At 45.7% G+C, this 12,850-nt stretch carries 12 protein-coding genes; 1 reads left to right on the top strand and 11 read right to left on the bottom strand.

The features are described from left to right. Positions 1–233: 233 nt before the first annotated feature. The 8 genes from GJB59_RS06240 to ccpN form a co-directional block, all read right to left on the bottom strand. Complete coding sequence (locus tag GJB59_RS06240) at positions 234–1,346, bottom strand: Nif3-like dinuclear metal center hexameric protein (RefSeq protein WP_142827805.1); 1,113 nt, start codon at positions 1,344–1,346, stop codon at positions 234–236. Continuing rightward, a complete protein-coding gene (locus GJB59_RS06245) occupies positions 1,333–2,046 on the bottom strand; it encodes a tRNA (adenine(22)-N(1))-methyltransferase (protein WP_142827804.1) in 714 nt (237 codons plus the stop codon). The genes GJB59_RS06240 and GJB59_RS06245 overlap by 14 nt, the downstream gene beginning before the upstream one ends. A gap of 62 nt (positions 2,047–2,108) precedes the next feature. Then, positions 2,109–2,504, bottom strand: a complete 396-nt coding sequence (gene cccA, locus GJB59_RS06250) for a cytochrome c550 (protein WP_142827803.1) — start codon at positions 2,502–2,504, stop codon at positions 2,109–2,111. A 266-nt stretch (positions 2,505–2,770) separates the two neighbouring features. Further along, the gene (locus GJB59_RS06255; RefSeq protein WP_142827802.1) at positions 2,771–3,910 is read right to left on the bottom strand and encodes an acyl-CoA dehydrogenase; all 1,140 of its coding nucleotides are present in this window, start codon (positions 3,908–3,910) and stop codon (positions 2,771–2,773) included. 148 nt (positions 3,911–4,058) lie between these two features. Then, positions 4,059–5,213: an RNA polymerase sigma factor RpoD gene (gene rpoD / locus GJB59_RS06260; RefSeq protein ID WP_142827801.1), complete on the bottom strand. Its 1,155-nt coding sequence runs from the start codon at positions 5,211–5,213 to the stop codon at positions 4,059–4,061. 33 nt (positions 5,214–5,246) lie between these two features. Continuing rightward, a complete protein-coding gene (gene dnaG, locus GJB59_RS06265; protein WP_142827800.1) occupies positions 5,247–7,046 on the bottom strand; it encodes a DNA primase in 1,800 nt (599 codons plus the stop codon). Positions 7,047–7,243: 197 nt separating this feature from the next. After that, on the bottom strand, positions 7,244–8,050 hold the full coding sequence (locus GJB59_RS06270; protein WP_142827799.1) for a pyruvate, water dikinase regulatory protein: 807 nt from the start codon (positions 8,048–8,050) through the stop codon (positions 7,244–7,246). Between the two features lie 10 nt (positions 8,051–8,060). Then, positions 8,061–8,699: a transcriptional regulator CcpN gene (ccpN, locus tag GJB59_RS06275; protein WP_142827798.1), complete on the bottom strand. Its 639-nt coding sequence runs from the start codon at positions 8,697–8,699 to the stop codon at positions 8,061–8,063. Positions 8,700–9,024: 325 nt separating this feature from the next. On the opposite strand from ccpN, the gene GJB59_RS06280 reads away from it, so the two are divergent. Beyond that, positions 9,025–10,401 carry a glycine--tRNA ligase gene (locus GJB59_RS06280; protein ID WP_142827797.1) on the top strand — a complete coding sequence of 459 codons (1,377 nt, stop codon included), beginning with the start codon at positions 9,025–9,027 and terminating at the stop codon, positions 10,399–10,401. A gap of 327 nt (positions 10,402–10,728) precedes the next feature. Here GJB59_RS06280 and recO read toward each other — a convergent pair whose 3' ends face one another. Genes recO through GJB59_RS06295 form a run of 3 tightly spaced genes read right to left on the bottom strand, consistent with a single transcriptional unit; the run spans position 10,729 to position 12,835 of the window. Further along, positions 10,729–11,511 (bottom strand): DNA repair protein RecO, encoded by a 783-nt coding sequence (gene recO, locus GJB59_RS06285; RefSeq protein WP_142827796.1) that lies wholly within the window; start codon positions 11,509–11,511, stop codon positions 10,729–10,731. Between the two features lie 12 nt (positions 11,512–11,523). Further along, positions 11,524–12,441 carry a GTPase Era gene (gene era / locus GJB59_RS06290; protein WP_142827795.1) on the bottom strand — a complete coding sequence of 306 codons (918 nt, stop codon included), beginning with the start codon at positions 12,439–12,441 and terminating at the stop codon, positions 11,524–11,526. After that, positions 12,425–12,835 (bottom strand): cytidine deaminase, encoded by a 411-nt coding sequence (locus GJB59_RS06295; RefSeq protein WP_142827794.1) that lies wholly within the window; start codon positions 12,833–12,835, stop codon positions 12,425–12,427. The genes era and GJB59_RS06295 overlap by 17 nt, the downstream gene beginning before the upstream one ends. Between the last annotated feature and the right edge of the window lie 15 nt (positions 12,836–12,850).

Consider the following 12,850-nt stretch of genomic DNA (forward strand, 5'->3'; position numbering starts at 1 on the left):
AATGTTTCACATTTACGAGAAAAAATCCGGCCTGTAACTTCTTTAACGAAAAGTTCACATTCGTAAACGCGCCCAAACGCATTACAAACGTCTGCCAATTTTTGTGGGCTTTGATGATAGCTTTCTGGAAGGATTAATTGAACTCCATTGCTTTTAAAGAGGGAGGCGCAAGTAAGTGTTTTTCATTAAAAATCATTAATAAAACAAAAAGAAGAGGCCGCGGCCTCTTCTTTTTAAACGAACCGGAAAGGTTCTGTATTGGTTTTTGACGGCAAAAATTCGCATTGCCAGTTTGGCTGCTGCTTCGACATATGTTCCACGACGCCCTGGATCATCACTTTTTCTACATGATGCCCTGGATCGATAATATTCAGTCCTATTGCCTGCGCATCCTGTGCAACGTGAAAATACATATCGCCTGTTACATAGACATCTGCGCCGGCGCGTTTTGCCTGATGGATGTATTTATTGCCATCGCCGCCAAGAACAGCTACTTTTTTTATGATGTCATTCGGATCACCGACTAGACGAAGAGCGGGAACATCGAGCTGCTGTTTTGCCCAAGCCGCGAATTCCTCTAATGTCATCGGAGTTTCAAGCGTTCCGACACGGCCCAACCCCATCGCAACTTCTTTGTTTTCCAATGTAAAAACGTCATATGCCACTTCTTCATATGGATGTGCCGCAAGCATCGCTTTGATGACACGGTCTTTTTCATTTTTGCGGACGACCACTTCCACTTTCGATTCGGCCGTCACTTCCATTTTTCCAGCTTTGCCGATATATGGGTCAGCTTCAGCTGTTGGCTGGAAACGGCCGGTGCCCGACAACGTATAACTGCAATATTCGTAATCACCGATGGCACCGGCCCCCGCTTTGCCAAACGCTTCCCGGATTGCATCTTCATGGCTTTCTGGAACAAATACAGCGATTTTCACCAGTTCCGCTTCATATGTCGGAACCAGCACACTGGTATTCTTTATTCCGAGTGCATCTGCCAACAAATCGTTGACCCCGCCGCTTGCCACATCCAAATTGGTGTGCGCAGCATAGACAGCAATATCAGCTTTAATCAGCTTTTCCATCAAACTTCCCTGCGGAAAATCCGTTTGCAGATTTTTCAAGGGACGGAAAATCGGCGGATGATGTGCAATGATCAATCCCGCGCCTTTGGTTATCGCTTCGTCAACCACTTCTTCATTGACGTCCAGGGTAACGAGAACCCGATCGATTTTTTTATTCAATGTGCCTACATGCAAACCGATCGGATCGCCTTCCATCGCCAAATATTTTGGCGACCATTTCTCGAACTCCGAGATAATTTCCTGGCCATTAGGGATTTTCATGCTGCAGCACCTCTTCTACTAACTGTATTTTTTCAACAAGTTCCTGTTTTTTTTCAATGATTTCCTCTGTTTGGGCAGTGGATTCCATAGAAGCGACAATTTTTTTCCATTGATCACTCTCACGCCGCCATTTTTCCTGAAAAATCGGTGTTTGATCTTTCAGCAGCTCTGGACCCATCAATAATTGCTGCTGTGTCCACAAGACGGTCGATTGGACTTTTTCAAGCACCAAAATTTCGTAGATTTTTTCATTTTCCTTTAAAATTTCTTCCTCGGTGATGGTCCAGTTGTTTGCGGATGCCCAATCACGGATGGATTTGGAATGGACATTCGGCTGCAAAATCAACCGTTCCACTCCAGCCAACTGTTCTTTGCCCTGCTCTAAAATAGAACAAATCAATGGGCCACCCATGCCCGCTATCGTAATTGCCGTTATATGGTCTTCCGGATGGATGGCATCAAGTCCGCTTGCAAGGCGGACATGGATCTGTCCGGCCAACCCTTCCTGCTGAACCTGTTTTTGGGCCGATTCAAAAGGACCTTTAACAACTTCCCCCGCGACGGCTTTATCCACTACGCCATTCAATACGAGATAACATGGCAAATATGCATGGTCACTGCCAATATCTGCTACAACCGCGCCTTTAGGCACGTGATGAGCGACTCTTGTCAGCCGATGTGATAATTGTTGAGCATTCATTCGGATCCTCCTAATTTGACAGAAAAACCCTTAGCTCCAGAAGAACTAAGGGTTTTTAGATGCTATTCGAGTGATAGTACCCACTCAGCCATTGCTGCTACGTTCTCTTCTGGAACAAGCCCGCCTGGCATCGTGCCTTTACCGTTGATCAAAATTTCTTCGATGTCTTCTTGTGGAAGCTCAGTGCCAATCAAAGATGGACCGACTCCGCCTTCATAGCTTGAACCGTGGCAAGAAATACAGTTTGCCTGTGCGTGTGCTTCAGGATCGAAATCACCAGCTGCTGCTTCTTCTCCGCCTTCTTCACCTTCAGCCGCTTCTTCTCCGCCGCCTTCTTCTGCTGCTTGTTCTTCTGCGATTTCAGCTTCGTCACTAACTCCTTGTACTGATAAGAAGAAAATTAGACCAATACCGAACGCCATGATTAAGATATAAGGTACAATTGCATTTTTTTGCATCCGTTAACCCTCCCTCTACTAAGTTCTGCTAGATGATATTATTCGTATCATTCATTATTGTACTGTATTATCAATGAAACGAAAAGTCTTAACAGATAACTTTTCCTTGTTTGTGACAAAAACGGTAATTTAATTGTCATTAGGTCTAGCTATAGTCAAGTTCCCTCTATCATTCCCCATAAAACTTATTTCACAAAATCTTTTTGGAAAGCAAATGGCCCGCTATCAGAAAAACCCTGCAGTTTGCAGGGCCGCCTACGGTTTCTTTAGCAGCCGATTTGGCGTGCTATAACCATGCGTTGAATTTCGGAAGTGCCTTCACCGATTTCCAGTAATTTCGCATCGCGCATATAGCGTTCAACTTCGTATTCCTTCATGTAGCCATAGCCCCCGTGAATCTGGATCGCTTCATCCGCCACTTCCATCGAAATCTCGGAAGCATACAATTTTGCCATAGAAGCTTCTTTTGTAAACGGCCTTCCCTGGTCCTTCAGCCAAGCTGCTTTATAGACCATGTTGCGGGCCAGTTCAATTTTCATCGCCATGTCGGCCAGCTTAAACTGGGTGATCTGGAATTCGGATAATGGCTTGCCAAACTGCTTGCGTTCTTTTGAATAAGCCAAGGCTTTGTTAAATGCCGCCTGCGCGATGCCTACAGCCATAGCTGCAATGCCGATGCGTCCGCCGTCTAATGTCACCAGGAACTGTTTAAAGCCCTCTCCACGGACGCCTAACAGGTTTTCCTTTGGCACCCTTACATTTTCAAGAACCAATTCCGTCGTATTGGAGGAATGCAGCCCCATTTTCTCGTAGTTATCAATGATGGTGAAACCTTCAGCATCGGTCGGCACAATGATGGCACTGATTTCTTTTTTGCCGTTGTTCATCCCGGTAATGGCCGTAATCGCCAAATGCTTGGCATGGCTGGCGTTGGTGATATAAACTTTTGAGCCGTTGATGACCCAGTCGTCGCCATCTTCAACCGCACGGGTTTCCGTGCCTCCAGCATCCGAACCTGCATTGGGTTCTGTCAATCCGAAAGCACCAAAAGAATCGCCGGTGCAAATCGGCGTCAAGTATTTTTCTTTCTGTTCTTCTGTTCCAAATAAATTCAGCGGCGCGCCGCCAAGAGAAATATGTGCAGAATATGTGATTCCTGTGGACGCACAGGCACGGCTTAACTCTTCTGTCACAATCGCAAAACTGGTGGTGTCTGCTCCGGCCCCACCGTATTTTTCATCAAACGGCAAGCCCATCATCCCCATGTTGGACAGCTGTTTGAAGATTTCTGTCGGAAACTCTTTCGAGCGGTCTCGGTCAATGGCACCAGGTGCCACCACCTTGTCGGCAAATTCTTTCATGGTCTTTTTGATCATCTGCTGTTCTTGTGTCAAATCGAAATCCATTTGTGTACATCCCCTTTGTAATGAATACGCTTACACTTTTCATTATATAGGGAAAATTAAGTCAAACTCAAGCTTTAACCCGAATTCCTTTAAACCATATAAAAAAGCCGCTTTCCAAAAAATCTGGAAAGCGGCTTAACAAGCAGACTTATTCAAGAAAATCTTTCAAGCGTTTGCTGCGTGAAGGGTGGCGCAGTTTGCGCAAAGCTTTCGCTTCAATTTGGCGAATCCGCTCCCGCGTGACCCCAAATACTTTCCCGACTTCTTCCAACGTCCGCGTACGGCCATCATCTAAGCCGAAACGAAGACGCAGCACGTTTTCTTCACGGTCAGTCAATGTATCCAAAACATCTTCCAATTGTTCTTTTAACAATTCATAAGCAGCATGGTCAGATGGAGATTGAGCATCTGAATCCTCGATAAAGTCGCCTAAATGCGAATCGTCTTCTTCGCCGATCGGTGTTTCCAGTGAAACCGGCTCTTGAGCAATTTTCAGGATTTCACGGACTTTTTCAGGAAGCAGGTCCATTTCTTCTCCGATTTCTTCCGGAGAAGGCTCACGGCCAAGGTCCTGAAGCAATTGGCGCTGTACACGGATCAGTTTGTTGATGGTTTCAACCATATGAACCGGGATGCGGATTGTACGGGCCTGGTCCGCGATGGCGCGTGTAATGGCCTGGCGAATCCACCATGTGGCATAAGTGCTGAACTTGAATCCTTTAGAGTAATCAAACTTTTCAACTGCTTTGATCAAGCCCATATTCCCTTCCTGGATCAGATCCAGGAAGAGCATACCGCGTCCGACATAGCGCTTGGCAATACTGACAACTAAACGCAGGTTGGCTTCTGCAAGGCGTTTTTTCGCCTCTTCATCACCTTGTTCGATCAATTTTGCCAAACGGACTTCTTCTTCCGCTTTCAGCAAATCGACGCGTCCAATTTCTTTCAGATACATGCGGACCGGATCATTGATTTTGACGCCCGGTGGCACGCTTAGATCATTCAAATCGAATTTATCTTCGGTCGGTTTCATTAGACGGTCCAAATGTTCCTCGTCGTCGGATTTCCGTTCCAATTCGATGCCGTGGCCTTCCAGTTGGTCGATAAACTCTTCTACTGCATCGGATTCCATTTCGAAAACCGCTAATTTGTCAGCAATTTGTTCGTAATTGAGCTCTCCGGTTTTTTTACCTGTTTCGATCAGCTGTTTTTTCGCTTCTTCGACAGTTGCTTCCGGACCTTCAGTAGTCAATGGTACATTGCTTGCTTCAACTTCAGTTTGGCGTTCAGATTTCTCGGCCATGTGACTTCCTCCTTTAAAAAAACCGGAATTAACTTACAATGATTTCCGTAAAGCAATCACTTCTTGTGCAAGAAGTAAAGCGCGCTTTAAGTCATGCTGTTTTTCCGCTTCTTTTGATTGCTGGATTTTTAGATTGATTTGCTGCTCGATCCGGTGTTTTTGCAGATGCTTTAAACAATCGGAAATTTCTTCATCTGCATGTTCCGGATCTCGTTCGGACAATGCCGTTTCCATGACAAGTTTGCGGAGTTCAGCGTCTTGCAGGGTTTCCAGAAATTTATGAAAATCAGCTTTGTCCCATTCCTCGTAGAAACCGAGCAGCTGAACGTACAGCGCCTGGAATTCCTCACTGACAAACGGAATGCCGCTGTCTTCGCCTGCCAACTTATCCATAACGGATGGGTCTGCCAGTGCATGTGCCAGCAGCGTTCGTTCCGCCCGGTGCAGTGAAGTGATTCGTTTCGGCTCTTTTTTAACCGTCTTTACTGCAGGTGGTTCGGGTCGATTTCGTTCAATCGTCTTATTTTCCAATTTCCGATAATGCTGTAGGATCGCTTCTTGAGATAATCCGGTTTCCTCTGATAATTGCTTTATATATAAATCCCGCTCTAAGGGCGAGGATCTACCGGCTAATAGTTGCAGCACTTCCTGAATATATTGGAGCAGATCGTTTTCGTACTGGAAATTCTTGTGCCTCCGGGCATGCATCATCGCAAATGCTATAAAAGCGTGCGGCTTGCCGATTATCTGCTCTTTGAAAGCTGCAGCTCCGTTTTCACGGACATAATCATCCGGGTCCATTTTGCCTGGCAGAACAGCTACTTCCACTTTGAAATTATCTTCGTTCAAGGAAATGGCTGCTCTTTTGGCAGCTTCCCAGCCTGCATCATCACCGTCAAAACAAATTACCACTTCCTGGGCAAAGCGTTTCATTTGCCGAATGTGCTGGGAAGTGAGTGATGTGCCCATAGTAGCTAAAGCATTGTCAACTCCTGCTTTACCCGCTGCGATAACATCCATAAACCCTTCAAACAAAATGATTTTCCGATTTTTGCGTATGGCGCTTCTGGCATGATGCACATTATAAAGCACTTGGCTTTTTTGGAAAATCGGAGATTCCGGGCTGTTCATATATTTGGCTTCCTGTTTGGTGTGCTCAAGGACCCTTCCCGAAAAGGCAATGACTTTGCCGTTTTCGTTCATGATTGGAAACATGATTCTACCGCGGAATCGATCAAAATAGCCACTTGACTGCTCACGGGGAATCGCCAATCCGCTCGATTCCAGCTCTTCTTCGCTAAAGCCTTTTCGCTTGAGCGCAGAAGCCATGTAATTCCATTCCGGGAGCGACCAGCCAATTTTATTTTTTTCGATCATTTCCCGTGTAAAGCCCCTATTTTCCAAATAGTCCAATGCCACTTGGCCTTCCTCAGTATTCAGTAGAATATGGTGGTACATATCTGCAGCAAACTCGTGCATCAGGATTAGTTGATGATCGCTTTTTGATTGCACCGGACCGGATTCCGCAGGGCTCTGTATATCAACCTCAATGCCTGAACGGTTTCCCAATCTAGACAAGGCTTCCTGAAAGGTTAAATTTTCAATATCCATCAAAAACGTGATGACATTGCCACCGGCTCCACAGCCAAAGCAATGAAAAATCTGCTTGTCGGCAGTGACAGAAAAAGATGGTGTGCTTTCTCCGTGGAAAGGGCAAAGGCCGAACCAATTGCGGCCCCTCTTTGTTAACTGGACATACTCACCGACGACATCCACAATATCTGTGCTGGAACGGATCTTTTCAATCACTTCTTCAGGAACTCGATTGGACATTTTCTCACCATCTTTGTTTGCTTAACTTACTTTATTCGTGATTGAAAGACAAAATCCTTCATTTTTCGACAAAAAGATAAAGCAAACTATTTTATCCAATAGTAAGCTTTAGCCACAATTCTTCATTATAAAACGTTTATATCAAAAAATCTACCAAAAAGAAAGAAAAACCGCCTATGCAGGGGGTTTTCCTGAATTTATTTTTGAAGTTTGCTTAGGATCAGGTTAGCGGTTTCTTCAACTGCCCGATTTGTCACATCAACAATCTCGCAGCCAATGCGGTCCACCACTTTATGGAAGTGGCTGATTTCCTCGTGAATGCGGTCGATTTTTGCATAATTGGCATCATCGTTCAAGCCGAGGGCAATCAACCGTTCTTTGCGGATGTTATTCAGTTTATCCGGTGAGATTACCAGACCAAAGCATTTGTTTGGATCCACATGATACAGTTCGTCCGGCGGGTCCACTTCAGGGACTAGTGGAACGTTGGCGACTTTCAGCCGCTTATGCGCCAAGTATTGAGACAGCGGTGTCTTAGACGTTCTTGAAATTCCGACCAGGACAATGTCGGCCATCAGAATGCCGCGCGGATCCCGTCCGTCGTCGTATTTGACGGCAAATTCAATCGCTTCTACTTTTTTAAAATAATCATCGTCCAGTTTGCGGACAAGGCCCGCTTCCTGCAGCGGCGGAGCATCCAGCTCTTTTTCCAGTGCATCCAGCAACGGCCCCATCAAATCAACCGCTGTAACGTAGAATTTTTTTGTTTCAGACTGCATATAGTCCCGCAGTTCCTGGGAAACTAAGGTATAGACGATAAAAGCTTTTTGCGCGACAGCCAATTTGACGATTTCCTGCAGGTGATCGATTGAGTCGATATACGGAAACCGTTTGAGGACTGCATTTTGATCTGCATTCAAGTATTGGCTGATCGCCGCTTTTGCGACCAGTTCCCCTGTTTCTCCGACGGAATCGGAGACAATGAACAAGCGGAGTGAATTCATAGTTGGCACCTCACAAATCGTGGTTTTCCGATAACGATAAAAACGCACGAGTAATATTCGTTTTTGTTAATCTGCCGACGACTTTGAAGCCATCCGGCTGTTCTTCCACCACTGGCAGGGCATCGATTTGCTGATTGATCAGGCGATGCGCTGCCTGGATCAACGATTCGTTTTTTGCGCAATAGGTAATGTTCGGCATGCGCGTCATAATGATATGTACAGGAATAGCGGCTAAATTCTGGCTGCCCAAACTTGCACGCAATAAATCTTTTCTCGACAGCACACCCGCGAGATATGATTTTTTGTCCACGACAAAAAGCGTGCCGACATCATCAAGGAACATCTGGCTGATGGCGTCGTATACGCTGACATCATCCCTGACGACAACCGGAATCGACTGAAAATCCTTGACCTTCATGTTGTTCATCGTATCAGTGACGTCCTGCCCCGGTTTTTTCCCCGAATAAAAATAGCCAACACGCGGACGGGCATCTAGAAAGCCTGCCATTGTCAGGATGGCTAAATCAGGTCGTAACGTTGATCTTGTTAAGTTCAAGCGATCCGCTATCTGTTCACCGGTAATCGGACCATTGCCTTTAACGATTTGAAGAATTTCCTCTTGCCGTTTATTGAGTTCGATTGGACTCACCGCCTCAAAATATATATATGTGATACTCAATACTAATTATTATATACTAATTAACGCGATATTGCGAAGAAAACATTGCCGTGATACAATGTGTAGGAACTTAACACAGGCAATGACGGATAGATAAGTACTGTACACAAAAGCGAGCAGGGATGGTGTAAGCCTGCAACTACAGGAAAAGGCGATCCAGAGCCATTTTTTATTTTAAGCGGACTGCATTTTGCAGTCAATCGAGGTGGAACCGCGGGTCTTAACGTACTCGTCCTCGGACATGTTGACATGTCCGGGGACCGGTGCGATTTTTTTATTTTATGGAGGTAATTTTATGTCAATGGAAGATGTAGTAGCGTTAGCGAAACACAGAGGATTTGTATTCCCGGGCTCTGAAATTTACGGCGGTTTGGCAAACACATGGGATTACGGTCCACTTGGTGTCGAACTGAAAAACAATATTAAAAAAGCATGGTGGAAAAAATTCGTCCAGGAGTCCCCTTATAACGTCGGATTGGACGCAGCCATCCTAATGAACCCTAAAACGTGGGTCGCTTCAGGGCATGTCGGCAACTTCAATGACCCGATGATCGACTGCAAAAGCTGCAAAACGCGCCACCGTGCAGACAAATTGATCGAAGATGCATTGGATGCAAAAGGCATTGAATTGATCGTCGACGGCTTGTCGTTCGAACGCATGGCAGAACTGATCCAAGAACACGAAGTAAAATGCCCGACTTGCGGGAAGCAGGACTTCACGGATATCCGCCAGTTCAATTTAATGTTCAAAACTTTCCAAGGTGTCACTGAAGCTTCAACAAATGAGATTTTCCTTCGCCCTGAAACGGCTCAAGGGATTTTCGTCAACTATAAGAACGTCCAGCGTTCAATGCGCAAAAAAATGCCTTTCGGGATTGCCCAGATCGGCAAAAGCTTCCGCAATGAAATCACACCCGGCAACTTTACTTTCCGGACGCGTGAGTTTGAACAAATGGAGCTTGAGTTTTTCTGCAAACCCGGTGAAGATTTGGAATGGTACGCATACTGGCGCGACTTCTGTAAAAAATGGCTGTTGGATTTGAATATGGCTGAAAGCAATATGCGCCTGCGCGAACATGACCAGGACGAACTTTCCCACTATTCGAATGCAACTGTTGATATCGAATACAAATTCCCATTTGGTTGGGGCGAACTTTGGGGCATTGCAGACCGCACCGACTTTGACCTGAAGCGCCATATGGAGCATTCTGGAGAAGATTTCAATTACATCGATCCAGCAACCAACGAACGTTTTGTACCTTATTGCATCGAACCGTCTCTTGGAGCTGACCGCGTGACATTGGCTTTCCTTGTAGATGCTTACAGCGAAGAAGAACTTGAAAATGACGACAAACGTACAGTATTAAGATTCCATCCCGCTTTGGCTCCTTATAAAGCAGCTGTTTTGCCGCTGTCCAAGAAATTGGCAGAAGGCGCAACCGGCGTATTTGCTGACTTGGCCAAGCATTTCATGGTGGATTACGACGAATCCCAATCCATCGGTAAACGCTACCGCCGCCAGGATGAAATCGGTACGCCGTTCTGCATCACTTACGACTTTGATTCTGTCGAAGATGGCCAGGTAACCGTACGCCACCGCGATTCCATGGAGCAGACACGCATGCCGATCGCTGAAGTGCAGGCGTATGTTGAGAAGCATATTCAATTCTAATCTTTCAACATGATACTCCGCAAAACAACTCCGCTTTCCTGCGGGCTTGCGCTGAACTAACTCGGGCTATTGCCCGAGTGGATTTTTCTTAGGTCGCTGCGCTGTTCCCGCGGGAGTCTCCGTTGTTTTGCTCCATATCATTTAATAAAATTGGATTATCCATTAAATCAATCATTTGCTATCGGAAAAATTTTAATCTGATAACCTTCATGACTTGGAATAGAAAGAGCAAAAGGCAATGAAGGGCATAATATGCTGTTTCGTTCATCTGGAAAAATTTCTCTATTTCTTTTCAACTAAAAGCAAAAAAAAAGAGTTGCCAAAAGACTATTCGTCTTTCGGCAACTCTTCTTTTTTAGGCAAAAATTCAGGCGTCCGCTCCAATTGTTCGAGGAATTTCCTGGACTTTAAGCGGATACCCGCCTTTTCTTCGTAGATTGTGCGGACGATTTGTTTCAGCAAGGTCTTGGATTCCTTTTTCAAGGTCAAAGAGCCGACGCGCTCAATCGGCACAAAATAGAAGGTGCGGATCAGCTTAACTAAAGCCGGGCTTAAACGAATAATGTAGCGGTCGATATGGAAGCAGCGGTGGCAAAGAAAGCCCAGTTCCTGAAACGAAAAAGCAAATTCTCCTTCAGTAGCTCCGCAGTTGGCGCATTGATGCAGCGTTGGCGCAAGGCCTGCCGCCTGCAGCATCTTCCACTCGACAAACAAAGTGATCGCTTCTGGATCATAGCCTTCATCAATGGCATGAAGTGCCTGGTAAAGCATATCGTAGATGACCGGCTGGGGCTCATCCTGCTCCGTCAGCCGGTCGATCAATTCGGTGACGTAACTGGCATAAGCGGTCGACATGATGTCTTCCCGAATATGCCGCAGCGATTCCAGCGGATCACCTGCCTGCAATGTGCCCATGCCTCTTCCTTTGTAGATGGAAAAACTGCCATGGGTAAACACTTGGGTGATTGCGGCCAGCCGGCTTGCCGGCTTTTTCGCCCCTCTTGCCATGCAGGTGATTTTTCCTGCTTCTCTCGTAAACAAAGTGACAATCTTATTTGTCTCGCCATATGGCATCGTACGAATGACAATTCCCTCTACCTGACTTTGCATGGGAAGGACTCCTTAGTATTCGTCTTCTCTGAAGCCGAAATCACGTAAATGCATCGCTTTGTTGCGCCAATCTTTTTGCACTTTGACCCAAAGTTCCAAATACACTTTTGAACCAAGAAGATTTTCGATATCTTGGCGTGCACGCGTTCCTATTTGTTTTAGCAATATACCTTTTTTCCCGATGACAATGCCTTTTTGGGAATCGCGTTCAACCATAATGATTGCCTGAACCCGGATCATGTCTTTGTTTTCAGAATCCGGTGCAATTTTTTCAATAACCACGGCAATTGAATGCGGAATTTCTTCGCGCGTTAAATGCAAAGCCTTTTCACGGATCAACTCGGAAATGATAAAACGCTCCGGGTGATCTGTAATTTGGTCAGCCGGGTAATATTGCGGCCCTTCTGGAAGCCGCTCGTTGATTTTAGCCAATAAAGTTTCGACATTATTGCCTTCCAACGCTGAAATTGGAATCGCTTCAGCAAAATCAAACTCTTTGCGGTAGGATTCAATGATTTTCGGCAAATTATCCGGATGCACTTGATCAATCTTGTTGATGACCAGAAATACCGGCACATCGATGCCTTTCAGCATTTCAAGCACATAGCGGTCTTCTTTGCCGACACGCTCAATGCCGCTAGCAACAAACAACAGCACATCCACTTCACGGAAGGTGTTTTTTGCCACTTTCAACATGAAGTCGCCTAATTTGTGGCGCGGTTCGTTGATGCCTGGTGTATCAATGAAAATCATTTGGCTTTCATTAGTCGTCACAACACCCTGAACTTTATTGCGTGTAGTTTGGGGTTTATCACTCATAATGGCAATTTTCTGCCCCACAACCCGGTTAAGGAATGTGGATTTGCCGACATTTGGACGGCCGATGATGGAAATAAATCCGGATTTGAAGCCGTTATTCTCTTGCTGCATATTTTAAATCCTCCGTTGAAAATGCGCCAGGAAGCAATTCACTGATAGTCGTTTCCTGGACGTCACCTTTTAAGTTTGTTAAGTAAACCGGCATATCCGGCGAGCAGAACTCAGCCAATACTTGTCTACACGCACCACAGGGCGATACAGGGCCCGGCGTGTCTGCAGACACTGCGAGTGCCGTAAAGGTTTTATCGCCTTCAGACACCGCTTTAAAGATGGCTGTGCGTTCTGCACAATTTGTCATAGAATAGCCTGCATTTTCGATATTGCAGCCCAAGTATACTTTTCCGTCAGCTGTCAGCAATGCTGCACCAACAGGGAATTTTGAATAAGGCACATATGCATTGCTGCGTGCCGCGATCGCTTGCTCCATCAATTGTTCTTTTTCCATGTTTATCACCTCTGC

Origin of the sequence: Planococcus soli (genome assembly GCF_016881065.1) — a bacterium.
Classification (GTDB): domain Bacteria; phylum Bacillota; class Bacilli; order Bacillales_A; family Planococcaceae; genus Planococcus; species Planococcus soli.